The organism is Streptomyces sp. NPDC090798 (genome assembly GCF_044768965.1).
Taxonomy (GTDB): Bacteria; Actinomycetota; Actinomycetes; order Streptomycetales; family Streptomycetaceae; genus Streptomyces.
The window spans coordinates 188135-211346 of record NZ_JBIVXA010000005.1; the positions used below are offsets into that span (position 1 = coordinate 188135).

At 71.2% G+C, this 23212-nt stretch carries 24 protein-coding genes and 3 pseudogenes; 7 read left to right on the top strand and 20 right to left on the bottom strand.

Annotated elements, in window-relative coordinates; all coding sequences use genetic code 11:
* Positions 1-165: 165 nt before the first annotated feature.
* The 8 genes from ACIQTP_RS13350 to zapE all read right to left on the bottom strand — a co-directional run bounded on the left by ACIQTP_RS13350 (position 166) and on the right by zapE (position 7881).
* Positions 166-1065, bottom strand: a complete 900-nt coding sequence (locus ACIQTP_RS13350; RefSeq protein ID WP_403399357.1) for a PPK2 family polyphosphate kinase — start codon at positions 1063-1065, stop codon at positions 166-168.
* Between the two features lie 64 nt (positions 1066-1129).
* Complete coding sequence (locus tag ACIQTP_RS13355) at positions 1130-1690, bottom strand: hypothetical protein (RefSeq protein WP_403399359.1); 561 nt, start codon at positions 1688-1690, stop codon at positions 1130-1132.
* 11 nt (positions 1691-1701) lie between these two features.
* Positions 1702-2952, bottom strand: a complete 1251-nt coding sequence (thrS, locus tag ACIQTP_RS13360; protein ID WP_403399361.1) for a threonine--tRNA ligase — start codon at positions 2950-2952, stop codon at positions 1702-1704.
* A 158-nt stretch (positions 2953-3110) separates the two neighbouring features.
* Positions 3111-4046 carry a slipin family protein gene (locus tag ACIQTP_RS13365; protein ID WP_403399363.1) on the bottom strand — a complete coding sequence of 312 codons (936 nt, stop codon included), beginning with the start codon at positions 4044-4046 and terminating at the stop codon, positions 3111-3113.
* A 100-nt stretch (positions 4047-4146) separates the two neighbouring features.
* The gene (locus tag ACIQTP_RS13370) at positions 4147-5619 is read right to left on the bottom strand and encodes a SulP family inorganic anion transporter (RefSeq protein WP_403399365.1); all 1473 of its coding nucleotides are present in this window, start codon (positions 5617-5619) and stop codon (positions 4147-4149) included.
* A gap of 8 nt (positions 5620-5627) precedes the next feature.
* Positions 5628-6206 (bottom strand): carbonic anhydrase, encoded by a 579-nt coding sequence (locus ACIQTP_RS13375; protein ID WP_403399367.1) that lies wholly within the window; start codon positions 6204-6206, stop codon positions 5628-5630.
* A 70-nt stretch (positions 6207-6276) separates the two neighbouring features.
* Positions 6277-6615, bottom strand: a complete 339-nt coding sequence (locus ACIQTP_RS13380; protein WP_403399369.1) for a hypothetical protein — start codon at positions 6613-6615, stop codon at positions 6277-6279.
* A gap of 123 nt (positions 6616-6738) precedes the next feature.
* Positions 6739-7881, bottom strand: a complete 1143-nt coding sequence (gene zapE, locus ACIQTP_RS13385) for a cell division protein ZapE (RefSeq protein ID WP_403399372.1) — start codon at positions 7879-7881, stop codon at positions 6739-6741.
* On the opposite strand from zapE, the gene ACIQTP_RS13390 reads away from it, so the two are divergent.
* From ACIQTP_RS13390 to msrB, 4 genes are all read left to right on the top strand, one after another.
* Complete coding sequence (locus tag ACIQTP_RS13390; RefSeq protein WP_403399374.1) at positions 7880-8716, top strand: pyrimidine reductase family protein; 837 nt, start codon at positions 7880-7882, stop codon at positions 8714-8716. The two genes, zapE and ACIQTP_RS13390, sit on opposite strands and share 2 nt — an antisense overlap.
* Positions 8717-8860: 144 nt before the next feature.
* Complete coding sequence (locus ACIQTP_RS13395; RefSeq protein ID WP_402038404.1) at positions 8861-9334, top strand: indole-3-glycerol phosphate synthase; 474 nt, start codon at positions 8861-8863, stop codon at positions 9332-9334.
* Between the two features lie 133 nt (positions 9335-9467).
* Entirely contained in the window at positions 9468-10853 is a 1386-nt protein-coding gene (murC, locus tag ACIQTP_RS13400) for a UDP-N-acetylmuramate--L-alanine ligase (RefSeq protein ID WP_403399376.1), read from the top strand.
* A gap of 28 nt (positions 10854-10881) precedes the next feature.
* Complete coding sequence (msrB, locus tag ACIQTP_RS13405; protein ID WP_402038400.1) at positions 10882-11289, top strand: peptide-methionine (R)-S-oxide reductase MsrB; 408 nt, start codon at positions 10882-10884, stop codon at positions 11287-11289.
* A 3-nt stretch (positions 11290-11292) separates the two neighbouring features.
* Here the strand turns inward: msrB and ACIQTP_RS13410 are convergent, their stop codons facing one another.
* On the bottom strand, positions 11293-12297 hold the full coding sequence (locus ACIQTP_RS13410) for a YbhN family protein (RefSeq protein WP_403399378.1): 1005 nt from the start codon (positions 12295-12297) through the stop codon (positions 11293-11295).
* Between the two features lie 226 nt (positions 12298-12523).
* On the opposite strand from ACIQTP_RS13410, the pseudogene ACIQTP_RS13415 reads away from it, so the two are divergent.
* Positions 12524-12850 (top strand): annotated as a pseudogene (locus ACIQTP_RS13415) (hypothetical protein); the annotation flags it as partial.
* A 117-nt stretch (positions 12851-12967) separates the two neighbouring features.
* Here the strand turns inward: ACIQTP_RS13415 and ACIQTP_RS13420 are convergent.
* The 4 genes and pseudogenes from ACIQTP_RS13420 to ACIQTP_RS13435 all read right to left on the bottom strand — a co-directional run.
* Positions 12968-13469 (bottom strand): annotated as a pseudogene (locus ACIQTP_RS13420) (arsenic resistance protein); the annotation flags it as partial.
* A 21-nt stretch (positions 13470-13490) separates the two neighbouring features.
* Positions 13491-13784 (bottom strand): DUF1330 domain-containing protein, encoded by a 294-nt coding sequence (locus tag ACIQTP_RS13425; RefSeq protein WP_403399380.1) that lies wholly within the window; start codon positions 13782-13784, stop codon positions 13491-13493.
* A gap of 33 nt (positions 13785-13817) precedes the next feature.
* Positions 13818-15251, bottom strand: coding sequence for an MFS transporter (locus ACIQTP_RS13430; RefSeq protein ID WP_403399382.1), 1434 nt, complete (start codon positions 15249-15251; stop codon positions 13818-13820).
* Positions 15248-15610: a MarR family winged helix-turn-helix transcriptional regulator gene (locus ACIQTP_RS13435; protein WP_403399826.1), complete on the bottom strand. Its 363-nt coding sequence runs from the start codon at positions 15608-15610 to the stop codon at positions 15248-15250. Before ACIQTP_RS13435 ends, ACIQTP_RS13430 begins: the two co-directional genes overlap by 4 nt.
* Before the next feature lie 118 nt (positions 15611-15728).
* Here ACIQTP_RS13435 and ACIQTP_RS13440 point away from each other — a divergent pair.
* Positions 15729-16167, top strand: a pseudogene (locus ACIQTP_RS13440) (methyltransferase domain-containing protein); the annotation flags it as partial.
* A 13-nt stretch (positions 16168-16180) separates the two neighbouring features.
* Here the strand turns inward: ACIQTP_RS13440 and ACIQTP_RS13445 are convergent.
* A complete protein-coding gene (locus ACIQTP_RS13445) occupies positions 16181-16489 on the bottom strand; it encodes a hypothetical protein (RefSeq protein WP_403399384.1) in 309 nt (102 codons plus the stop codon).
* A gap of 28 nt (positions 16490-16517) precedes the next feature.
* Here ACIQTP_RS13445 and ACIQTP_RS13450 point away from each other — a divergent pair, with 28 nt between their 5' ends.
* Positions 16518-16898 carry a UDP binding domain-containing protein gene (locus ACIQTP_RS13450; RefSeq protein WP_403399386.1) on the top strand — a complete coding sequence of 127 codons (381 nt, stop codon included), beginning with the start codon at positions 16518-16520 and terminating at the stop codon, positions 16896-16898.
* Between the two features lie 154 nt (positions 16899-17052).
* Here ACIQTP_RS13450 and ACIQTP_RS13455 read toward each other — a convergent pair whose 3' ends face one another.
* The 6 genes from ACIQTP_RS13455 to ACIQTP_RS13480 all read right to left on the bottom strand — a co-directional run bounded on the left by ACIQTP_RS13455 (position 17053) and on the right by ACIQTP_RS13480 (position 23119).
* Complete coding sequence (locus ACIQTP_RS13455) at positions 17053-17910, bottom strand: LPXTG cell wall anchor domain-containing protein (RefSeq protein ID WP_403399388.1); 858 nt, start codon at positions 17908-17910, stop codon at positions 17053-17055.
* Between the two features lie 263 nt (positions 17911-18173).
* On the bottom strand, positions 18174-18776 hold the full coding sequence (locus ACIQTP_RS13460; RefSeq protein WP_403399390.1) for a GTP-binding protein: 603 nt from the start codon (positions 18774-18776) through the stop codon (positions 18174-18176).
* The gene (locus ACIQTP_RS13465) at positions 18763-19119 is read right to left on the bottom strand and encodes a DUF742 domain-containing protein (protein ID WP_402038394.1); all 357 of its coding nucleotides are present in this window, start codon (positions 19117-19119) and stop codon (positions 18763-18765) included. The genes ACIQTP_RS13460 and ACIQTP_RS13465 overlap by 14 nt, the downstream gene beginning before the upstream one ends.
* A 1-nt stretch (position 19120) precedes the next feature.
* Positions 19121-19552: a roadblock/LC7 domain-containing protein gene (locus ACIQTP_RS13470; protein ID WP_054236774.1), complete on the bottom strand. Its 432-nt coding sequence runs from the start codon at positions 19550-19552 to the stop codon at positions 19121-19123.
* Positions 19553-19563: 11 nt separating this feature from the next.
* Positions 19564-21984: a nitrate- and nitrite sensing domain-containing protein gene (locus ACIQTP_RS13475; protein ID WP_403399393.1), complete on the bottom strand. Its 2421-nt coding sequence runs from the start codon at positions 21982-21984 to the stop codon at positions 19564-19566.
* Positions 21985-22099: 115 nt separating this feature from the next.
* Positions 22100-23119: a substrate-binding domain-containing protein gene (locus tag ACIQTP_RS13480; protein ID WP_403399395.1), complete on the bottom strand. Its 1020-nt coding sequence runs from the start codon at positions 23117-23119 to the stop codon at positions 22100-22102.
* Positions 23120-23212: the final 93 nt, after the last annotated feature.

A 23212-nucleotide genomic window follows, 5' to 3' on the forward strand; every position in this document is an offset into this window, starting at 1 on the left:
TGCCCGGCCGACGGGGGCGCGGAAGTCACCCGGCTGGACCCGGCGGAACGCACGCCGGTCTCGTACGCCGGTCTCGAGTGCGGTACGTCCGACGGGTCGACCGCCGGACGGGGCCGCCTTCGCACCACCGAAGCCGGGTACCCGGCCGCGGCGTCCTGGCGCGGGTCAGGTGTCCTTCAGGAGCCGCCGTCTGGCCTCCGCGACGTCGAAGTCGCCCTTCGGGTACTGCGGGTCCAGCTTCTCCAGGTGTTCCAGGAGCAGTGTGCTGATCGCCCAGTTCCGGTACCACTTGCGGTCGGCGGGGACGAGGAACCAGGGGGCCTCCGGTGTGGAACAGCGCTCGAGGACGGTCTCGTACGCCTTCTGGTACGCGGGCCACAGCTCACGGTCGTCGATGTCGTCCGGGCTGAACTTCCAGTGCTTGTCGGGGTTGTCCAGCCGCCGCAGGAGCCGGCGGCGCTGCTGGTCGTACGAGATGTGCAGGAAGCACTTCACCACGGTGACGCCGTCGTCGGCGAGGGACTTCTCGAAGCGGTTGATCTTGCCGTAGCGGTGGGCGATCTCCTTGCGGGGAGCCAGTTCGCGGACGCGGGCGACCAGGACGTCCTCGTAGTGCGAGCGGTCGAAGATGCCGATCTCGCCGGGTTCGGGCAAGGCCCGTGCGATCCGCCAGAGGAAGGAGTGCCTGCGCTCCTCTGCGGTCGGCGCCTTGAAGCCCCGGATGCGGCAGCCGGCGGGGTTGAAATGCCCGATGACGTGCTTGACCGTGCCGCCCTTGCCGCTGGTGTCCATCCCCTGAAGGACCAGCAGGACCCGTCGGCGGTCACCCGCCGTACTCGCGGCCCACAGGCGTTCCTGCAGGTCGGCGAGGCGTTCGACCATCTGGGCGATGGCGGCAAGACCGGCGGCCTTGTCGCGCGGACCGGCGGGCGTGGCCCTGGCGTCGTACGAGGAGAGGTCGACGTCCTTGCCGCCGGGGACGCGCAGCAGCCGGCGCAGCGGGGCCGGGTCCCTGCCCTTGCCCTGTTCGCCGTCCTTCGTGCCCTTGCCGTCCTTCTTGGCCACCGCGTACCCCTTCCGGCCGTGTCCCTCGATGGTGCGACGGGAGCCGGGTACCCGCGAGTCGTGCTCAGGCCTCCTGGAGGGTGACCAGGACGGCCGGTTCCGGACGGCTGTCGGGGTCGATGTTCACGATGAGGCGCAGCCCGTACGGGGTCGTCACGGTCGGCGCGAGCCGCCCGCTCGTGGTCTGCCAGTCCGAGAAGCCGTCCTCCAGGACCCCGCAGGTCGCACCGAGCGCCTCCGGACCGCCCAAGGTGTCGAAGTCGGCCGGCTTCGGCAGACGGTTGGCGGTCAGCCACCTTTGGATGTCGACGGACGTGGCGCGGAACTCCATCCTCAGGACCGTCCTGCCGGTCGTGCCCGTCGGGGTTCCGGCCCGCGGACGGAGACGGGTGGTGTCGTAGCGCAGGTCCACCGCGTGCTCGGGCAGTGCCAGCGCGGACGCGCCGGCCTGCTCCGTCAACGGCACGGTGCTGTCGGAACAGGCCCGTGCGTCCGTCCCCGGGAACACCGGGCGGAGTTGCGCGTACAGCGCCCCGCCCCCGGCCAGTGCGAAGACCGCTCCCAGCACGGTCACCGACCGCCACCGCTGTCTCAACCACCCCTGGCGTACCTGCAGTTTGTCCACGGCGCGGAAATCTAGTCGATCAGCTCGGTGCTGTGGGCGCGGACGAGACGGGTGATGCGGTCCAGCGCCTCGCTGGCCGGCCGCGGGTCGAGGCGGCGGCCGTCGCGCAGGCGCAGGGCGATCTCGTCGGCCGCGGTCTCCCGGGGACCGATCACCGCCTGGTACGGGACCAGGCGGGCGGCGCGGATCCGGGCGCCCAGGCTGCCCTGGTCAGGGGTGACGAGCCGGGCCCGGAGGCCCCGGTCCAGGCAGCGGCGTACGAGATCGGCCGCCTGTTCGACCTCGGCCCGCGCGTCGGAGACGGGCAGGGCCACCAGCTGGGTCGGGGCGAGCCACGGCGGGAAGGCGCCGCCGTGCGCCTCGATGAGGTGGGCGACGGCCCGTTCCAGGCTGCCGATGACACTGCGGTGGACCATGACCGGCCGGTGTTTCGCCCCGTCGGCGCCGATGTAGTGCAGGTCGAAGCGTTCGGGCTGGTGGAAGTCGACCTGGACGGTGGAGAGGGTGGACTCCCGGCCCGCCGGATCGGCGATCTGGACGTCGATCTTGGGGCCGTAGAACGCGGCCTCGCCCTCGACGGCCTCGTACGCCACCCCGGAGCGGTCGAGTACCTCGCGCAGCAGCGCCGCCGAACGCCGCCACAGCTCGGGGTCGGCGACGTACTTGCCGCCGGGGCCCGGCAGGGAGAGCCGGTGACGGGCCGCGCGGATGCCCATCGCCTCGTACGCCCGGTGGATCAACTCCAGTGCCGCCGCCGCCTCTTCGGCGACCTGCTCCAGGGTGCAGAAGAGGTGCGCGTCGTTGAGCTGGATGGCGCGTACGCGGGTGAGGCCACCGAGGACACCGGACGGCTCGGAGCGGTACATGCCGCCCAACTCGGCCATGCGGAGCGGGAGTTCGCGGTAACTGTGGGAGCGGGATCGGTAGATGAGCGCGTGGTGGGGACACAGGCTCGGGCGCAGCACCACCTGCTCGCCGCCGAGTTCCATCGGCGGGAACATGTCCTCGCTGTAGTGCGACCAGTGCCCGGAGGTCTCGTACAGCTCCCGTTTGCCCAGCACCGGTGAGTACACGTGCTGGTAGCCCGCGCGTCGCTCGGCGTCGCGGACGAACTCCTCCAGGGCGTGGCGCACGGCCGCGCCGTCGGGCAGCCAGTAGGGCAGGCCCGCGCCCATCAGGGGATCGGTGTCGAACAGGTCCAGTTCACGGCCGAGGCGGCGGTGGTCGGGGACGGCGGTCATGGTGGTCTCCTCGCTTCTCAAGGAGCGAGTGACCACACGGCGAAGCCCCGGGGCACTCGCCCCGGGGCTTCGGACTCGTCAGCAGTCAGCGCGCCGGGACACTCTCCGGCGTCGTCGTCTTCACAGCGGCACGCTTCATGGGAGGACGGTAGCAGGGAGTCGGCGGGCGGTCGCGGTAATTAGTCGGGGTCCGGGAGAGGGCTTGTGCCGGGGTTGTCGAGTGGGAACTCGTCGTCCTGGGCCTCGGCGCGCGTGAACTTGTCACCCTTGGGTTCATCGAGCACGAACTCGTCGTCCTTGTGCTCGGCGGGGCGCGGACGCGTCGGTAGCTGCTCCACTGTCGGCGCCCCCGGCTGGACTTGCGCCCGTTCCAGGAACCGCAGCAGTTCCACCGGGAAGGGGAGGACGAGGGTGGAGTTCTTCTCGGCGGCGACCGCCACCACGGTCTGCAGCAGCCGCAGTTGGAGCGCGGCGGGCTGTTCGGACATCACCCCGGCGGCCTCCGCCAGCTTCTTCGACGCCTGGAGCTCGGCGTCCGCGTTGATGATGCGGGCCCGCCGTTCACGGTCGGCCTCGGCCTGCCGGGCCATCGACCGCTTCATCGTCTCCGGCAGCGACACGTCCTTGATCTCGACCCGGTCGATCTGCACACCCCAGCCCATGGCAGGGCTGTCGATCATCAGCTCCAGGCCCTGGTTGAGCTTCTCCCGGTTGGAGAGCAGATCGTCCAGGTCGCTCTTGCCGATGATCGAGCGCAGCGAGGTCTGCGCCATCTGCGAGACGGCGAAGCGGTAGTCCTCGACCTGGATGACCGCGTCGGCCGCGTCGACCACCTTGAAGTAGATGACCGCGTCGACCCGGACCGTGACGTTGTCCCGCGTGATGCCGTCCTGCGCGGGGACGGGCATCGTCACGATCTGCATGTTGACCTTACGCAGCCGGTCCACGCCGGGGATGATCATGGTGAACCCGGGCGGCCTGATGCCACCCCGGAGCCGCCCGAGCCGGAGCACCACGCCCCGCTCGTACTGCTTGACGACCCGGGCCGCCGCGGCGACGTACACCACCCCCGCGGTGCCGACCACCGCGGCCGTGGCCAAGAGCTCATCGAGCATGACGACCCCCTTTCGAGCCGCCGCATACCACCACTAATCCCACGATATGCCTCACGCGGGCTCGCGGTCGAGGAGCCCCCCGACCGCGAGCCCCGGGGGGTCAGCCGGTGGTCACCTTCACCGGTTCCGTCCCCGCCTCACTGTGCCGCGCCGACCAGTTCTCCAGCGCGATGCGGCAGGCGTGATCGAGGTGGTGCAGGCCGGAGAGGTCCAGCTCGACCGGGCGGTCCTGGGGCAGTGCCTCCAGGCTGTCGAGGATCTTCGGCAGCCTCAGGAAGGTCGCGTTGCCCGACAGATACGCCTGGACGGGGCCCGCACCCTTGTCTATGACCTCCAGGCGGACGTGCGAGGCCTCCCACGCCGTCTTGGCGACCGCCAGGGCGAGCCCGATGAGCACCCCCTCGAACATACTGACGGCGACGATCGACACCGCCGTGACGACGAGGATCAGCGCCTCGCCCCGGTGCTCGCGCCACAGCGAGACGATCTCGCGCAGTGGGACCAGCTTCCAGCCCGCGTGCACCAGGATGCCGGCGAGGGCGGGCAGCGGGATGACGCCGAGCGCGGCGGGCAGCAGCGCCGCGAACAGCAGCAGCCAGACGCCGTGCAGCACGCGGGACGCCTTCGTCCGCGCGCCCGCCTGGACGTTCGCCGCGCTGCGCACGATCACCGCGGTCATCGGTAGCGCGCCGAGCAGTCCGCAGACCGTGTTGCCCGCGCCCTGCGCCATCAGTTCCCGGTCGTACTCGGTCCGGGGGCCGTCGTGCAGCCGGTCCACGGCCGCCGCGCTGAACAGCGACTCGGCGGAGGCGATCAGCGTGAAGGCGAGCACCGTGCCGAGCACGCCCACGCTCGCGAGCTCCCCGAAGGCCTCCAGGCTCGGCAGCTGGATCGAACCGGCCAGCCCCCGCACCTCGACCTTGGCCACCGGCAACCCGAACCCCGAGGCCACCAGCGTGGCCAGCACGACCGCGCCGAGCGCCCCCGGCACCGTACGCACCCGGCTCGGCAGCCGCCGCCACAGGACGAGCACGGCGATCGTGCCCGCCCCGAGTCCGACCGAGGCCAGCGCCTCGGCGCTGCGGGCCGCGTGGATGACGGCCTCGGGCAGCCCGGCGAGCTTGTCGAGTCCGGAGGCGGGGGCCTTGAGCCCGGCCATCGAGTAGAGCTGGCCGGCGATCAGCACGAGGCCGATCCCGGCGAGCATGCCCTCGACGACGGCGACCGAGATGGCCCGGAAGTAGCGCCCCAGTTTCAGGGCGCCCATGAGGAGTTGGAGCACACCCGTGGCGAGCACGACGACTCCGAGGACGGCGAGGCCGTACTCCCGTACGGCCTCGAAGACCAGCACGGTCAGTCCGGCCGCCGGACCCGACACCTGAAGGCTGCTGCCGCGCATCAGACCGGTGACGAGACCGCCCACGATGCCGGTGACCAGGCCGAGTTCCGCCGGGACACCGGAGGCGACGGCGACGCCCACACACAGCGGCAGGGCGACCAGGAACACGACGATCGAGGCGGCGAAGTCCTGCCGCGGGTGGGGGAGTTTGTTCTTGAGGCTCGACGTGTTCATGGCGCGGCTCACAGCGCCTCGAAGGTGTCGGTGTGCGCACGGTGTTCACGCACGGCTCCGGTGTGGACCTCGTAGTACCAGCCGTGCAGACGCAGCCGGCCCGTCGTCAGGGCCTTTTCCACACACGGGTATCCGCGAAGCCTGAGCAGTTGCGCGAGGACGTGGTTCTGCACCGCCTCGGCGACGGTGGGGTCGTCGCCCGCCGCGCCGGTCGGGCGCTGCGCCTGCGCGAGCCAGTCGCGCACGGCGGGTACGGCCGTGAGGTCCTCGCCGCGCACCAGCGCGCCGACGGCGCCGCAGTGCGAATGGCCGCAGACCACGATCTCGGACACGCCGAGCACGTCCACCGCGTACTCGACGGTGGCCGCCTCGGAGGTCGGCCGGCCGGGGACGTACGGCGGGACGATGTTGCCCGCGGTGCGCAGCTCGAAGAGCTCGCCCGGGCGGGCGCCGGTGATCAGGGCCGGAACGACCCGGGAGTCGGAGCAGGTGATGAACAGGACCTGCGGGGACTGGCCGTTGGCGAGCGAAGCGAATTCCTCGGCCCGTCGGCCGAAGGAGCGGGCATGGTCGATGAGGGGCTGCATGTCAGTTCCTCCTGGCGCGCCCTGAGGGCGCGTCGGCTTACAAGACGGAGCGTGGGGGGACGCGCTCCGCTCAGCAGCGGAAGACCTGAAGTGCGGCGGGGGAGTGGGCGGTCGAGGATCTCGACGTGCGCGGGTGCGCCGGGGCGAGCGCGAGCGGCGGGTACGAGGCCGCGGGGTCGCTCGCGAGCAGGGCGCGCGCGGGCGGGTCGGGGACGAGATCGTCGTCGCGGGTCCGCTGACGGGCGCCCAGAGGGGGCGCCACCTTGTGCGGATGCTCCGCTTCGGCGCAGGAGACGACTTCGCCCCTGTGCACGGACGCGAACGCCTCGGTGGGGGCGAAGAGCTGCAGGCCGATCAGGACGGCGGCGAGTACCACGTACAGGGGGCGGGCCGTCGTACCTCGTAACATGCGCCCCCCTCCCGACGTCTCGTCCTCCATGTCGATACATAGATTAACGCGGCAAGTTGTTTGCAGGGTTAACTCGACGTTTCACGGTGAAGAGGGCCGAAAACGCTGTGGAGGGGCCGAAAACTACGCCTCGACGAGTCCCTTGGCGTCGCGGGCCAGCGCGGTGAGCCGGGAGATCGCGCGGAAGTACTTCTTCCGGTAGCCGCCGTTCAGCATCTCCTCGCTGAAGAGCTGGTCGAAGGGCATCCCGGAGGCGAGGACGGGCACCTCGCGGTCGTACAGCCGGTCGGCGAGCACCACGAGCCGCAGCGCCGTCGACTGGTCCGGCACCGGCTGGACGTCGGTGAGGCAGACGGCCTTCAGGTCGTCGGTCAGGGCGCCGTAGCGGCTGGGGTGCACGCGCGCGAGGTGGTCGAGCAGATGCGGGAAGTCGTCGAGGGAGGCCCCGTCCGTGGCGTACGCGGCCTTCGTGACCTGCTCGTCGGTGAACGGCGCCGGGGCCTCGGGCAGCCCGCGGTGGCGGTAGTCCTCGCCGTCGATGCGCAGCGGCCGGAAGTGCGCCGACAGCCCCTGGATCTCGCGCAGGAAGTCGGCGGCCGCGAACCGGCCCTCGCCGAGCTTGCCCGGCAGGGTGTTCGAGGTGGCAGCGAGCGCGACCCCCGCGTCGACCAGCTTGCCGAGCAGGGTGGAGACGAGGACGGTGTCGCCCGGGTCGTCGAGTTCGAACTCGTCGATGCACAGGAGGCGGTGCCCGGAGAGCGTCTGCACGGTCTTCTGGAAGCCGAGCGCGCCGACCAGGTTCGTCAGCTCCACGAAGGTGCCGAAGGCCTTGAGCGCGGGCTCGGCCGGGGTGGCGTGCCACAGGGAGGCGAGCAGGTGGGTCTTGCCGACGCCGTAGCCGCCGTCCAGGTAGACGCCCCGGGGGCCGGCCGGGGTCTTCGGCGCCTTGGACTTGCCGAAGCCGAAGAAACCCCGCTTGCCGCTGCCGAGCGCGTGCGCCCCGCCGAGACCGGCCGCGAAACCGGCGAGGACCTGTACGGCCTCGGTCTGGCTCGGCTGGTTCGGGTCCGGAATGTACGTTTCGAAGCGCACGGAGTCGAAGCGCGGCGGCGGCACCATCTCGGCGACCAGCCGGTCCGCGGGGACGTGCGGCTCGCGGGCGCACAGGGACGTGGGGGCTGCTTCGGGTATCGGTTCGATCCCGGAAGCGGCGGAGGAGGACGACACGGTTCCCCACTCTAAGGGCCGTGCCACACTGCACGACATGCGACGCCTGTTCCCTGTGACCCACGAAACAGCAGCCCAGGCCGCCGCCGGGGCCCCCGATGCCCCTGGTGCGGCTGTGGCGGATGTGACGGATGCGACGGACCGTGAGTGGGAACTGCTGGAGCTGGCGGAGGCGTACGCCTACCCCGAACACCGCTCCGCCGGTGCCCCGGAGCCCTGGCTGCGGGCCAACATGGTCTCCACGCTCGACGGCGCCGCCCAGCACGACGGGAAGTCCCAGGGCATCTCCAGCGCCGCCGACATGCGGATCTTCGGGGTGCTGCGGGCTCTCGCGGACGTCGTGGTCGTCGGCGCGGAAACGGTACGCCAGGAGGGTTACCGTCCGGCACGCGCGCGTGCGGAGTTCGCGGGGTCCCGGGAGGCGGCCGGACAGGGCCCGGCGCCCGTGATCGCCGTCGTCACCGCGAGCCTCGACCTGGACTTCTCGCTGCCCCTGTTCACCTCGCCCCTGGTGCCCACGCTCGTCCTGACGGGCGCCGCGGCGGCCCCCGACCGGGTGGCGGCGGCCGAGAAGGCGGGCGCCGAGGTGGTGATCGCCGGGGACGGGATGGGCGTGGACCCGGTACGGGCCGTACGTGCCCTCGCCGGGCGCGGCATGACCCGGCTGCTGACGGAGGGCGGCCCGCGGCTGCTGGGCCAGATGGTCGCGGCGGGTGTCCTCGACGAACTGTGTCTGACCCTGTCCCCGACGCTCACCGCGGGAGACGCGCAGCGGATCGCCGGGGGGCCCGCGATGGCGGTCCCCCAGCGGTTCGAACTGGCGTCCCTCCTGGAGGAGGCCGGATTCCTCTTCGCCCGATACCGTCGCCCCTGACCGGCGGCCTGGCGAGGTAACGGAGTGGATCGTTCCGATTATCTTCCGCTGGGCACACTAAAAATCGCAGTACCCGTGCGATCACGGGGCAGGATGGTTTCCGCAGGGGGCCAGGGAGGCCCACGGAGGAGAAGGGCGCCTGTCGTGTTCACAAGCGTATTGATGATCGAGAAGGCCCTGACGTCCGCCGACGTGGAGTTCGTCACCACCTTGCACGGTGACGAGGCGGTCGCCTTCCATGTGCTGCTCCAGCCGCGCGGCGACCAGGCGGACCGGCTGCTGCGGGCCATCGACGACGTCGCGCTCGGGGAGCTGGACGAGGCGGCCCACGAGCGTGAGACGCCGGAGGGCGCGGACGCGGCCGGTCAGGGGCAGCAGGCCCTCGACGTGTCGCTGGTGGCGCTGCACTCGGCCGGCAGCGAGGCCGAGGGGCGGCTCATCGAGGACCACCCGCTGGACGCGCTCAAGGCGCTGGTCGACGAGATCGACGCGGACGAGGTCATCGTGCTGACCGACCCGCACTACGTGGAGGAGTTCTTCCACCGCGACTGGGCCTCGCGGGCCCGCCACAAGGTCGGCGTGCCGGTGCTGAAACTGTTCTCGCACAGCAAGGCGTAGTCGCTGCCGCCGGCCTCGGCCGTGGGGCCCCGCGCCCCTGGGGGGTTGCAGCGGGCCGCACGGAATAGGCTTGGGCGGGTTCCTGTCTGTGGGAGCGCGCTTACCGTCGTACCGGATCTTGGGAGATACACGCATGGCACCCGGCCTTCCTACCGCCATGGACCGACCGCACTTCATCGGCATCGGCGGCGCCGGAATGTCGGGCATCGCCAAGATCCTGGCGCAGCGCGGAGCGAAGGTGGCGGGCAGCGACGCGAAGGAGTCCGCCACCGCCGAGGCCCTGCGGGCGCTGGGCGCGACCGTGCACATCGGCCACGCGGCGGACCACCTGGCGTCCGACGCCACCTGTGTGGTGGTGTCCTCGGCGATCCGCGCGGACAACCCGGAGCTGGCCCGCGCGGCCGAGCTCGGCATCCCGGTGGTCCACCGTTCGGACGCCCTCGCCCGGCTGATGGACGGCCTGCGCCCGATCGCGGTCGCGGGCACGCACGGCAAGACCACGACCACGTCGATGCTCGCCGTGTCCCTCTCCGCGCTGGGACTGAACCCCTCGTACGCGATCGGCGGCGACCTGGACGCCCCCGGCTCGAACGCCCTGCACGGCGACGGCGAGATCTTTGTCGCCGAGGCCGACGAATCGGACCGCAGCTTCCACAAGTACGCCCCCGAGGTCGCGATCGTCCTCAACGTCGAGCTCGACCACCACGCCAACTACGCCTCCATCGACGAGATCTACGAGTCCTTCGAGATCTTCGCGGGCAAGATCGTGCCGGGCGGCACGCTGGTGATCTCCGCGGACCACGAGGGCGCGCGCGAACTGACCCGGCGCCTGCCGGCGGACGTACGGGTGGTGACGTACGGCGACGCGCCGGACGCGGACGTACGGGTCCTGTCCGTGGTCCCCCACGGCCTGAAGAGCGAGGTGACGGTGCTCCTCGACGGCACGGAGCTGACCTTCGCCGTCTCCGTCCCCGGCCGCCACTACGCGCACAACGCGGTGGCCGCGCTGGCGGCGGGCGCGGCGCTGGGCATTCCGGCCGCGGAGCTGGCCCCCGCGATCGCCTCCTACACGGGCGTGAAGCGGCGTCTGCAGCTGAAGGGCGAGGAGGCGGGCGTCCAGGTCGTCGACTCGTACGCGCACCACCCGACCGAGATGACGGCCGACCTGGAGGCCATGCGCGCGGGTGCCGGCGGCCGCATCCTGGTGGTCTTCCAGCCCCACCTGTTCTCCCGCACCCAGGAGCTGGCCAAGGAGATGGGCCAGTCCCTGGCCCTGGCCGACGCCTCGATCGTGCTGGACATCTACCCGGCCCGCGAGGACCCGATCCCGGGCGTCACCAGCGAGCTGATCATCGAGGCGGCGCGGGCGGCGGGCGCGGACGTGACACCGGTCCACGACAAGGCGCAGGCGCCCTCGGTCGTGGCGGGAATGGCGAAGCCCGGTGATCTCGTTCTCACCATGGGCGCGGGAGACGTGACGGACCTCGGTCCCGAGATCCTGACCCGCCTGTCGAAGTAGCCGTGACGTTTGTGAGGGGTTGAGCTTCATGTCGTACGACATCGAAAAGCCGGACGAGCAGTGGCGCGCGGAGCTGACCCCGGCTGAGTACACCGTCCTGCGCAAGGCGGGCACCGAGCCCGCCTTCACGGGCGAGTACACCGACAGCAAGACCAAGGGTGTCTACTCCTGTCGCGCCTGCGGCGCCGAACTCTTCACCTCGAACGAGAAGTTCGAGTCCCACTGCGGCTGGCCGTCCTTCTACGACCCGAAGGACTCCGACGCGGTCGAACTGATCGCGGACCGCTCCCACGGGATGGTCCGTACGGAGGTGCGGTGCGCCCGCTGCGGGTCGCACCTCGGTCATGTCTTCGAGGGCGAGGGTTACCCGACCCCGACCGATCAGCGGTACTGCATCAACAGCATCTCGCTGCGGTTGGCTCCGGACGAGGGCTGAGGCTCACAGCACCTCGCGATGGATGAGGGCCGAGAGGACCAGGGCGCCGGGGAGCAGGGGGATCCAGACGGTCAGGACGCGGTAGCCGATGACGGTTGCCGTGGCCAGGGACACCGGGGCGCCGAACGCGGCCATGGTGAAGACCATGGCCGCGTCGACCGGGCCGATGCCGCCCGGGGCGGGCACCGCGCCGACGGCGGTACTGGCGAGCAGCAGCGCGAGGACCACTTGGGCCCAGGACAGCGGCAGCCCGAGCGAGAACCCGACCGAGGCGATCACGCTCCCCTGGAGCACCGGGGCGGCGGCCGACCCGCCCCACAGGGCGAGGACGCGGCCGGGCCGGGTGTGCAGGGTCCGCGCCTCGGCCAGGGCGGTGTGTACGAAGCCGAGCGCCGGGCGGCGCAGCGGACGTACGACGGTCAGGAGCAGGGCGGCGGTGGCGAGAGCGAGCACCGCGGCCCCGGCGGCCATGAGCAACGTCCAGGTGTCCGGGGCGAGGTCGCCGAGCCGTAGGGCGTCCGGGAGGGCCACGAGGAATGCGACGAGCACCACTGTCTTCGCCAGCGGCTTGACCAGTGAGTACAGGGCGAGCGAGGCGGTGGCCCGGGCCAGGGGTATGCCGCGGCGCTGGAGGAAGCGCAGGGTGACGGCGTGGGCGCCGATGCTCGCCGGAAGGATGTGGTTGGCGGCGCCCGCGGCGAACTGCGAGGCGAGCAGCGGCCCGGGCGGCAGCCGTTCCGGCAGGGCGCCTTGCCGGACGCACGCGGCGGCCACCCAGCCCAGGCAGGTGAAGAAGACCCCGGCCAGCAGCCACCGGGGATCGGCGGCGGCCAGCCGGGCGGCGCCCTCGCTCACCGCGCGCCAGTCGACCGCCGCCCACGCTCCGATCGCCAGGAGCGGCAGCAGGGCCGGCGTCAGACGGGTGAGACGGGCCAGGCGTGCGGCGGCGGGGGACCGGACGGGGGCGGGGTGTACTACGGGGAGACCGTCGAGCGGGAGCGGGGACACGGCGCACATCGTCCTTCCACGTCACGCCCGCGGCACCGGCGGACGGACACAAGGAGAGGCAGAGCGGAGGGGGACAGTGGGAACGTTCCCGCCCGGTGTGACGGTGCGGTGTCCGGGAGGGGAAGGGGCACCAGCGGCTGGGCGACACGACCGGAGCTCCCGCACGGTGGCAACTTCCTCGGGCGGCACACCGGTGGGGGATGTCCGATCGGCCGCCCCTGCGGGGGTGGATGGCTGGATCAGCCGACGTCGGAGGCGTCCAGGCAGGACCGGCCGCGACGTCACCGCGCTCTGGATGGACCTGGCCGTGGCCGCCATGCGCCTGCCGCCCGGCGTGATCCTGGACGGCGAGGCGGTCGTGTACCTCGCCGACAACGAAGGCAACGCGCGGATCAGCTTCGAGGCGGCGAAGTCCCGCGCCCATCCCCGCCGGGCCCGGGAGCTCGCCGACCGGCCCCCCGCGATGTACGTCGCGTTCGACGTCCTGGCCCATCCTGCGGCGGGCTTCCCTGACCTTCGCCCGCGTCCGTACGTGGAACGCCGCCAGGTCCTCCTGGACGTGCTCGCCGACACCGGCCCGCCGATCGTGCCGGGTCGACCACCGACCTGGACGGAGCGTCCGGCGTTGTGCACGCACACGAACAGCACGGACGGCTTGCCGGAGACGGTCTCACACACGAGCGGCTCCTTCTTCGAGGGCAGCCGACTGGCCGGTCACCGGGGCGGGTTGAGAGAAGAAGCGGCGGGCGGCAAGGGCGACATAGACGAGCCCGATCAGCACCGGCACCTCGATGAGCGGACCGGCCACGCCCGCCAGGGCGTGGCCGGAAGTCGCGCCGAAGGTGGCGATCGCCACCGCGATGGCGAGTTCGAAGTTGTTGCCCGCGGCCGTGAAGGCCAGCGTGGTCGCCCGCGGACAGTCCAGGCCGACGGTCTTACCCAGGGCCATGGACCCGGCCCACATGAGCGCGAAGTACACCAGCAGCGGCAGCGCGATCCGCACCACGTCGAGCGGCCGGGAGGTGATCGCCTCACCCAGCAGCACGAACAGCACGACGATCGTGAAGCAGCCCGTACAGGGCGAACGGCCCGATCCTGGGGATCAGTTCGGTCTCGTACCAGGTCCGGCCCCGGGCCTTCTCGTCCAGCCGGCGGGTCAGGAACCCGGCGATGAAGATCCGACTGGACCTCGGTCAGTCGATGCCTTCGACGATGCGGAAGTCGCGCTCGACGCCGTCGGAGAGGGCGACCAGCGCCTCCTGGTAGGCCGCACTCTCGTGCGCCGCGACGGCCTGCTCGAAGCTGTCGAACTCGACCAGGACGGTGCGCTCGGCGATTCCGGCGTCATGCGCCACGACCCGACCGCCACGGACGAGGATCCGACCGCCCCCGGCCTTGACGGCCGGAGCGGCCAGTTTGTTGTAAGCAGCCAGCTTCTCAGGGTCTGAAATGGTGCGGTAGGCGCTGACCCAGTAGCCCTTGGGCATGGAACCTCCAGTGGTGGGATGAGTGCATCTGACTTACGGGTTGGTCTCGGACGAGCGTCGGCGGGCGAGAGCGAGGCTTGTCAGCGTCGTGATCGCCATGGCGCCGATGCCGACCAGCGCCGCGGTGGTGTAGGCGCTGTCGTCGGGGAAGAAGTGGCCGGGGCCGGTGCCCGCGGCGAGGATCAGGCCGCCGATGGCGCTGCCCAGGGAGTACCCGACGCTGCGGACGACGTAGTTGAAGCTCATGGCGCTCGACGTCTCGCTCTTGGGGGTGACGGCCAGGATGACGCCGGGCATCGCGGCCGAGAAGCCGCCGACGCCGAAGCCGAGCACGCCCATCGCCGCGAACAGTTCGGCCAGGTCCGACCGGGCCGCCGCGAACAGGGCGAACCCGCCGCCGACCACGACGGCGCTGCCGGCCAGGAGCAGGGGGTCGGCGATCCGCGTCCGGACCCGCGGCGTGAGCTTGCCGGCGACGAACCCCAGCACCGAGAACGGGATGAGGACCAGCCCGGCGACGAAGGTCGTCAGCCCGAAGCCGTAGCCGGCGCCGTGCGGCGTCTGCGCGTACCGGGTGATGAGCGTGAGCAGGAGGTACATGCCGATCCCGCCGACGAACATGGCGAGGTTCGCCCCGGCGACCGCCGGGTGCCGCACCGCCCGCACATCGACCAGGGGCGTCGTGCTGCGCAGTTCGATGACGGCCCAGACGCAGAGCAGCACCACCGCGACGACGGCGAGGCCCGCCGCCACGGCGAGGTGCCGGCTCCACAGATTCCGTTCGCCGGCGAGGAACAGCACCAGGAGCAGCGCGGCGGCCAGGACGACCGCGCCTGCCACGTCCACGTGGGCGGAGCGGCCTTCGGGGGCTTCGGGAACGGAGCGCCACGCGGTCAGGAGGGCGGCGGCGGTGACGACCAGGCCGAGGCCGTAGGCGGCCCGTACCCCGCCGAGCTCGGCGAGCAGTGCGGCCAGCGGGTAGCCGACGCCGGCCCCGATGATCGAGACCACCGAGATCAGGGCGATCACGGCCGCGCTGCGCTCCTCGGGGAGGTGGTCCCGGGCCACGCCCATCATCAGCGCCGTCAGCCCGAGCCCGACGCCCTGGGCCGCCCTGCCGGCCAGCAGCCACGCGAACGGCAGCGGCGGCACGGTGAGCGCGCTGCCGGCGACGACGACCGCCAGCGTGGCGAGGACCGTGGCCCGCCGGTGCGGGCCGGCTCCGAGCCGGCCCAGGACCGGCGTGGCGACGGCGCCGCTGAGCAGCGCGACGGTCAGCGTCCACTGCGCGCTGCCGAGCGAGACGTGGAACGAGGTCGCCACGCTGGTGATGAGCGGCGTGCCGAGGCTGGCGACCGCCGCCACGACCAGAGCGATGAACATCAGGGCGGGGACCAGCAGCCGCGCCTCGGAACGCGCCACCGGGAACGTCTTCACCGCGACCCCGCCGACCGGCTGCCTAGTCACTGCTTCGGCCCTTCGCGGTCCTGGCTTTCGCGCTCTGCCAGATGCTTCAGCGCCGGAAGGGCCGCCACCAGCGCCTCGACCTCGTCGCCGGTGAGTTCGCCGATCAACCGCTCGAACGCGTGGACGCCCGCCTGGCGCCGCGTCCGGACGTAGGAGGCGCCGGCCTCGGTCAGGCACACCAGCGTGACCCGCTTGTCGGACGCGTCACCTCGCCGCTCGACCAGGCCGGACTCCTCCATCACCCGGACCAGGGCGGTCATCGCGGGCTGGGTGACGCCCTCGACCGTGGCCAGATCGGTGATGCGCCGCGGGCCGGTCCGGTCCAGGGTGGCCAGGGTGGCGGCGGACGTCAGGCTCATGTCCCGGGGCAGGCGTCTCGCGGCCCTGGTGGCCAGGCCGTAGAGGGCTGCCCCGATGGCGGCGGACGCGCCAGGAGCGGTGTCTTGACGACTCACGCTCGAAGCATAGGCTTTTTATATTCATAGTTTATGGAAATGGTCGACTGGCGCGGGCGGCACCGCCTGTTGCGGACCCGAGGCCATCGAGTTCGACGACAACTTCGGCTCCACCCTGTACGCCGAAGACGAGCGCGACACCCTGCCCGCTGAGGCCCTCGCCGCCTCCCTCGGCTGCGGCAACCCGACCGCGGTGACCGACCTCTACGAAGGCGAACGCGTCCTGGACCTCGGCTCCGGCGGCGGAGTCGACGTACTGCTTTCCGCTCGCCGCGTCGGCCCCACCGGCAGCGTACGGGCTCGACATGACCGAGGAGATGCTCGCCCTCGCGCTCGAGAATCAGCAGAAGGCCGGCGCTACCGACGTCGAGTTCCTCAAGGGCACCAACGCGGCCATCCCGCTGCCCGCGAACACCATCGACGTCGTCATCTCCAACTGCGTCATCAACCTGTCCACCGACAACGAGGGCTTGCTCAGGCGGCCCTGGGCGAGCCCTCCCGCTGCCCGGAGGCTGCCAGGTCAGCTGCGCCGGCGAACGTCGCCGGCCACACGGCGACCTGATCGAGTCGATCAAGCCCGACGACGAGTCGCTCGAGGTAGCCGTCGAGGTTGTCGCGGATGATGCCGGCCCGGTAGGCCGCGAGTGGACCGGAGTTGACCATGACGGCGCCGACCGCAGACTGGCCCGAGCGGTCGACGAGCTGGCAGACGACGAACCACAGGTCGGTAATCCGTACCAGCCAGTTCGCGCGATTGTTGGTGGCGATGACGATGCCGGCCACCGACTGCACGCGAGGGCGAGCGAACGGGATGAGCGTCTGTTCGAGAGCCGCGGGAGCGAAGCAGCTGTCACTGTCGCGCGAGGCACCCAGCACAGTCCTCGCCTCCCGTCTCCTTGCCGAGGGAGCCGTACTCACCTGCTGGGATCCCATGGCGCACCCTGCCAACGTCCAACCGTGGAACCAGGCCGAACGCCGAAGCACCGTCTCCGCAGCCCTCACCGGTGCCGACGCCGCCATCATCGTCACGGAATGGCCTCAGCTCCTGGACACCGACTGGGCAGCGGCACAACAGCTCATGCGCACTGCGGTGCTCCTCGACGGACGAAACCTGCTGAACCCCCACGACATGGCCCACGCCGGCTACACGTGTCTGAGCGTGGGACGTGCCACCCACCGACCTGCTCGGTAGACCTACGCCTCACAACCCGCTGCAGCGAATCGAGCAGGCCCGTGCACAGCGCGCAGGCCGCGGCAACCAAGGCCGCCGCGCTGCGCCGGGCCCGTGCATCTCGAATGGCATACTCCGATCCTCGCAGACGCCCATGACCACCGGCCCGCGCTGGTCAGCCCCTGCGGCGGCGGGTGAACAGCACCGCTCCGACACCGAGCACGGCGAGAGCCCCGGCAGCCGCGGCGAGGGGGACGGTGGCGTTCGAGGTGCCGGTCTCGGCCATCTCCCCGTGGGTGTGTGACGGCGCGGCGGGCGGAGCGGACGTGGTGGCAGGCGGCGACGTCGGGGCGGCCGTTGCCAAGTCCGTCGGTGAAGGCGTCGAGGTCGGCGCGGTGGCGCTCGGCGTCGGCTTCGCGGTGGTGGGCTCCGGGGTCGGGCCGGTGGCTGTCCGCTGGATCCGGAAGGTGTCGTTGCCGTGGGCGACGCCCGCGCAGGCGACTTCCTTGCCGGTGTCCGGGAAGCGATAGACGTCCGCGAAGGCGCCCGTGAAGTCGAACTCGGAGCCACCGAGCGTCTTCGGCGCATCCTTGACGACGCGCACGCGCAGCTCGTACGTCCTCGTCTCGCCGGACTTCAACGCAGGCGCGTCGATCCTGCCGGAGCCGTCCAGCGGCTGCCACCCGCCGTCCGCGGTCCGTGCCTCCACCTTCACGAAGTCGCTCATATCGGCCAGCTCCGGGTCATCGGTCTCAAGCCAGGGGTCAACACTCGCCACGACCGCCGGCAGGTCCCGCTTGCCGACGTTCGTCACGGAGCCCCGGGCCGGCTGCCAGTCGCCGCCGGCCATCAGCACGGTGGCCTCCACGTCGACCGAGACCGTCACCTCGTCCTGCTCGTAGCCGCCGTAAGCGGTCGACACGTCGGTGCACTTGGGCAGAGTCCCGGGGTCCTCCACCGCCCGGGCTGCGGGCGAGCCGGCGAACAGGGCGACGGAGGCGGCGGCCGCGATCACGGCCGGACGGAACTTCATGGAAGGGGTCCTCACGGTGCGGGTGGAAGCATCGGGACGTTGCTTGCCGTACACCGAGAAGACAGCCCACAAGTGCCCAGGGTTGTAGGCTCACCCCTCGGCCAGCGCCGGTCCCCCACGGATCGACACTGTTTCCAGAAGACAACGCCTCACACCAGCAATCACCGAACCTGAACCCTGATCAACACAGATGACAGGGCCTGACCACCCAGCCCGCTAGGCTTTCGATACAGACCCAGGTGGCGATCTCGATGACGGGTACGTCAGTTGTGGCTGGACGAAGCGATCAACTCGTCGATCAGAGTGATCAGTACGTCCCGGCACGACCCGCGCTCCCGGGCGTCGCAGAGCAGCACGGGGGTCCGTTCCGGCAGGGCCAGCGCGTCGCGGATCTCCTCGGGGGTGTACGGGTGCTGTCCGTGGAAGCCGTTGACGCCGACGACGAAGGGGATGCCGCGCCGCTCGAAGAAGTCGATGGCGGCGAAGCTGGACTCCGGCCTGCGGACGTCGATGAGGACCACGGCGCCCAGGGCGCCGATGGCGAGGTCGTTCCACATGAACCAGAACCGCTGCTGGCCCGGGGTGCCGAAGAGGTACAGGACCAGTTCGGGGCTGAGGGTGATCCGCCCGAAGTCCAGGGCCACGGTGGTGGCCCCTTTCTCCTCGATGCCGTCGAGGTCGTCTACGTGCAGACCGGCGGAGGTGAGGGGTTCCTCGGTGCGCAACGGGACGATCTCGCTGACCGCCCCGACCATGGTCGTCTTGCCGACGCCGAACCCTCCGGCGATCAGGATCTTGACCGCGTCGGGAGCGGAGGGCGCGTCGGGTGCCGAAGTCCCGCGCGCGGCGGGGTCAGAGCCGGCCAAGGCCGTCCCTCACTTTCTGCAGCAGGTCCAGGTCCGGGGTACGGGAGACGAGACGCGGAGCCTGGACGGTGATCCGGCCCGCCTCCAGCAGATCGCAGAGCAGGATCACGACCACGCTCACCGGCAGGTCGAGTTCGGCGGCGAGTTCCGCCACCACGATCGTCTTCGCGCACAGCCGCAGGATCCGGGAGTGCTCGGGCTGCGGCCGGGTGGCGCCCTCGGGCGGCGGATCCACCGCGGTCACCGACGTGATGAGGGTGAAGTCGGCGCGGCTGGGCCGGGTGCGTCCTCCGGTCAGCGTGAACGGCCGTACCAGCCGGCCGGCCGCGTCGCCTTCGCTCACCTCATTCGCCGTTGTCGGCCGCGGCGGCGACGCCCGCACGAGGTGCTGCCCTGAGGTGCTCGCCGATCTTCTTCACCAGCATGTTCATCTGGTACGCCACCACACCGACGTCCGCGCCCTGGTTGGTGAGCACGGCGAGATGGGCGCCGGGGCCCGCGGCGGTGAGGATCAGATAGCTGTCGCGCATCTCGATCAGCGCCTGGCGCACCGGGCCGCCGCGGAAGTCCATGCTGACGCCCTTGCTGAGGCTCATCAGACCGGACGCGGTCGCCGCCAGCCGTTCGGCGTCGTCGCGGACGAACGCCGTGGACTTGCTGACGACCAGTCCGTCCTCGGAGAGCACGACGGCATGGTTCACATCGGCGACCCGTTCCACCAGTCCGGTGAGCAGCTGGTCGAGCTGGCTGTGTGTGGCGGTGCTGGGGCGTGTCATTTCTCTGTCCTTCACGAGCGGTCGGCGGGCGGAGTCCACGAGCGGTCTGCGGGCTGGGTCGGGGCCGGGTCCTCCCCGTGGTCGTTCGACGGTTCCTGGCCCACGTGGTCGTACGACATCTCCTCGTCGCCGCGGGCCCGGAGCGTCCCGCGCTGGAAGCCCCCGAGCGAGGAGGCGGCGCGTTCCGCGGTGAAGTCGGCGAGGTCGGTGGCGTCCTTGTCGTCGGCCTCGGAGGGTGCCGCCTCCTCCCGCAGCTCCGTGGCCAGGCTGGTCTGCGGCACCCGGCGCGGCAGCGGAGTAAGTCCGTCGCGGCGGGCGGTGCCCGGAGCGGGGGCGGAGCGGGGCGCGGCGGAGTCGGCCGTGCGGGCCCGGGCGGCGGGGTGCGCCTCCTCCGTACGTTCATGGGGTTGGCGCTCCGGTACCGCGGCGTCGTCGGCGCCCCTCGCGGCCACGACCGCCGCCGGTACCGCGGTGTCCCCGTCGGTGGCGGGGGAGTCGGAGATCTCGCGGACCACGATGTCGTGCGGGATCAGCACGATCGCGGTGGTCCCGCCGTACGGCGAGGAGCGCAGGGTGACGGCGATGCCGTGCCGGGTGGCGAGCCGCGCGATCACGAACATGCCGAGCCGCAGGTCGTCGGCGAGCGCCACCACGTCGAACTGCGGGGCCAGGGCCAACTGGGCGTTGAACGCGGCGTAGTCCTCCTCGGACAGGCCGAGCCCCCGGTCCTCGATCTCGACGGCCAGGCCCTTGGCCACCATCGCGGCCCGCACCCCGACCGGGCTGGGCGCGGGGGAGTAGGCGGTCGCGTTGTCGATGAGCTCGGCCAGCAGATGGATGACGTCGGCCACCGCGGGCGGGCTCAGGTACACCTCGTCGTCGGTGTGCACCTCCACCCGCTGGTACTGGGCGACCTCACCGACGGCGCTGCGCAGGATGTCGATCAGCGCTACCGGTTCGGTCCAGCTGCGCCGGGGCTGCTCGCCGCTGATGATGACGAGGTTCTCCTCGTAGCGGCGCAGCTGGCTGGCGGTGGAGTCGAGTTCGTACAGGCCCTTGAGGACCCTCGGGTCCTGGTGCTCGCGTTCCAGCGCGTCGAGCTTGCTGAGCTGAAGGTTGACCAGGTTCTGGCTCTGCCGGGCGATGCCCAGGATCACCTTCTGGAAGCCGCGTCTGGTGTCGGCGAGTTCCACCGCAGTGTGCACCGCCGTGCGCTGTGCGGTGTTGAACGCCTTGGCCACCTGGCCGAGTTCGTCCTCGCCGTAGTCCAGCGGCGGGGTGGCGGACTCCACGTCGACCTTCTCGCCCCGGTTCAGCCGGGCGACCACGTCGGGCAGCCGCTCCTCGGCGAGGCTGAGCGTGGCCATCCGGAGACCGCGCAGCCGCCGGGAGAGGGAGCGGGTGATGCGCCAGGACATCACGACGCACACCAGCAGGGCGACGAGTCCGCCGGCGCTCAGCGCGGCAGCCTTGATCAGCAGGCTGTGCGCGTTCTCGGCGCTGCGGTCGAGCAGTTGCGTGGTCTGCTGCTGGATCAGGTTCGAGTACTGCTCGGAGATCCTGCCGAGCGCGGTGTTCCAGCGGGCCTGCGCGTCGGGCAGCTCGACCGTCCTGGCCACCCGGCCGTGGACCGTCCGGGCCGCGACGATCTGGTCCTCGACGCTCTCCAGGGTCTTCCAGTCCTGGCTCTGGAGGACCCGTTCGACCTGGTCCTTCACGGCACCGTGCAGCGAGTCGAGGACCTGGCTCCGGAAGACCCAGCGGCGGACGTCGACCTGCTGGGCGAACTGCTGCCACGACTGCTGGTCGAGCTTTCCCGAGGGCCAGGCCAGCGCGAGCCGGGCGTCCTCCTGGGCGACCAGCTCCGCCGCGTTCCCCACCGTGATCAGCGGCCCTGCCTGCGAGGTGAGATCGCCGTCGTCGACCTGGGAGAGTTCCTGGAAGGCGTGGATCTGGTCGCCGATGATCGAGGTGTACTGGTCCAGGGCCTGCTGGGCGGTGATGTCGGTGGGGTGGTCCACCTGTCCCCGGTAGTACTCCAGGCTTCCCACCGAGGCGATGACCGAGTACATCCGGTCGCCGATCCGGGCGGGCGCGTTTCTGAAGTCCTCGGACCGGCGGACCAGTTTCGCGACCGCGACGTCCGTGCGCCCGCGCTGCCGGTCCAGAGCGGCCCGGGAACCGTGCGGCGAGGCCAGCCAGGCGGCCGACAGGCTGCGCTCCTGTTGCAGCGCGAGCGTCGCCTCGGTGCCCATGGCGCCCGTCGACCGGCTCAGCCCCGTCTGTTCGCGCAGTCGCAGCCCCTCCGAGAAGATCTGCGTCGTCGTCACACCCCACATGACGGCGAGGGTGACGCTGGGGACCAGCGCCAGCAGGATCAGGGAGAGACGTATGGAGCCGAGACGGCGCCGGGCACCGGTCCGTGGAGACATCGTCGTCCTAGAGCGATCAGCGATGAGGGGGTGCGCAGGATGCTATCCGTACAAGTGACCGTACGCACCGTGAGGGACGGAAAACCTTGGTGCCGCCGGTGTGGGCGGCAGCGGTTCAACGGGCTCCGTTCGCCGCGAACTTCGCGACCGAGGAGACGTTCTCCTTGGTGACGAACGCGGGTCCGGTGAGCACGGGAGCGGTTCCGCCGCCGCTGAAGTTGCCGTTGGAGTGGTAGAGCCAGAGCGAGTCCACGGCCAGATAGCCCTGGAGATAGGGCTGTTGATCCACCGCGAACTGCACGTCCCCGCTCTGCACGGACTTCACCACGGTGCTGTTGAGGTCGAAGGTGGCGACCTGGGCCTTGCTGCCCGCCGCCTTCACCGACTTCACCGCGGCGAGCGCGAACTGCGCTCCCAGCATGACGACTTCGTCGACGCTCGGGTCCTGGCGCAGTCTGGCCGTGACGGCGGCGCCCACCGCGTCCATGTCGGTGCCGTTCACGTAGAGCATGTCGGTCTCGCCGCCGAAGGTCTTCTTCACCCCGGCGCAGCGGGCCTCCAGGGCGATGTTGCCCTGTTCGTGGATGACACAGAGGGCGTGCTTGGCCTTGAGCTCGTCCAGTTTGTCGCCGGTGACCCGGCCCGCGACGCTCTCGTCCTGGCCGAAGTACTCCAGCAGGCCCTCCGACTTCCAGGCGTCGATCCCGGAGTTGAGACCGACCACGGGTATCCCCGCCGCCTTGGCCGCGCTGACCGCGCTCTGCATCGCCTCCGGTTTGGCCAGTGTCAGCGCGATGCCGTCCACCCGGTCGCGGATCGCGTCCCGCACCAGGCTGGCCTGGGCGGCGGCCTCGGAGTCGCTCGCGTACGTCAGGTCGATGTTGTCCTTGGTGGCCGCCGCCTGTGCGCCCTTGCGCACCAGCTCCCAGAACGCGTCTCCGCGGGCGCCGTGGGTGATCAGGGCGACCTTGATCCGGCCGGTGCCCGCCTTTCCCGCCGAGGCGTCGCTCGTGTCGTTCGATCCGCCGGAGCCGGAGCAGCCGGCGGCGAGCAGACAGGCCGTGGCGATGACGGCGATGAGGGCGGCGCGGGGCGGGGTTCCGGGGGAGTGGTGAGGTGTGGGGGACATGTTCATGGGTGCGGCACCTCGCTGTGCGGCCCAGCGGCGGGGGCGGGGAGAGTGAGATCGGTGCGATGTCGGGATGTTGTGCACCGACTGTCGTACTTT

Excerpts from the sequence above, each read along its gene's own strand:
- ACIQTP_RS13435 (WP_403399826.1), bottom strand. The coding sequence starts at position 15,610 with ATGAGCCTGACGTCCGCCGCCACCCTGGCCACCCTGGACCGGACCGGC.
- ACIQTP_RS13450 (WP_403399386.1), top strand. The coding sequence starts at position 16,518 with ATGAGCGTCTGTTCGAGAGCCGCGGGAGCGAAGCAGCTGTCACTGTCG.
- ACIQTP_RS13375 (WP_403399367.1), bottom strand. The coding sequence starts at position 6,206 with ATGCAGCCCCTCATCGACCATGCCCGCTCCTTCGGCCGACGGGCCGAG.
- ACIQTP_RS13370 (WP_403399365.1), bottom strand. The coding sequence starts at position 5,619 with ATGAACACGTCGAGCCTCAAGAACAAACTCCCCCACCCGCGGCAGGAC.
- ACIQTP_RS13365 (WP_403399363.1), bottom strand. The coding sequence starts at position 4,046 with ATGCTCGATGAGCTCTTGGCCACGGCCGCGGTGGTCGGCACCGCGGGG.
- ACIQTP_RS13480 (WP_403399395.1), bottom strand. The coding sequence starts at position 23,119 with ATGAACATGTCCCCCACACCTCACCACTCCCCCGGAACCCCGCCCCGC.
- murC (WP_403399376.1), top strand. The coding sequence starts at position 9,468 with ATGGCACCCGGCCTTCCTACCGCCATGGACCGACCGCACTTCATCGGC.
- zapE (WP_403399372.1), bottom strand. The coding sequence starts at position 7,881 with ATGTCGTGCAGTGTGGCACGGCCCTTAGAGTGGGGAACCGTGTCGTCC.
- ACIQTP_RS13425 (WP_403399380.1), bottom strand. The coding sequence starts at position 13,784 with ATGCCCAAGGGCTACTGGGTCAGCGCCTACCGCACCATTTCAGACCCT.
- ACIQTP_RS13475 (WP_403399393.1), bottom strand. The coding sequence starts at position 21,984 with ATGTCTCCACGGACCGGTGCCCGGCGCCGTCTCGGCTCCATACGTCTC.
- msrB (WP_402038400.1), top strand. The coding sequence starts at position 10,882 with ATGTCGTACGACATCGAAAAGCCGGACGAGCAGTGGCGCGCGGAGCTG.
- ACIQTP_RS13470 (WP_054236774.1), bottom strand. The coding sequence starts at position 19,552 with ATGACACGCCCCAGCACCGCCACACACAGCCAGCTCGACCAGCTGCTC.
- ACIQTP_RS13455 (WP_403399388.1), bottom strand. The coding sequence starts at position 17,910 with ATGAAGTTCCGTCCGGCCGTGATCGCGGCCGCCGCCTCCGTCGCCCTG.
- ACIQTP_RS13380 (WP_403399369.1), bottom strand. The coding sequence starts at position 6,615 with ATGTTACGAGGTACGACGGCCCGCCCCCTGTACGTGGTACTCGCCGCC.
- ACIQTP_RS13390 (WP_403399374.1), top strand. The coding sequence starts at position 7,880 with ATGCGACGCCTGTTCCCTGTGACCCACGAAACAGCAGCCCAGGCCGCC.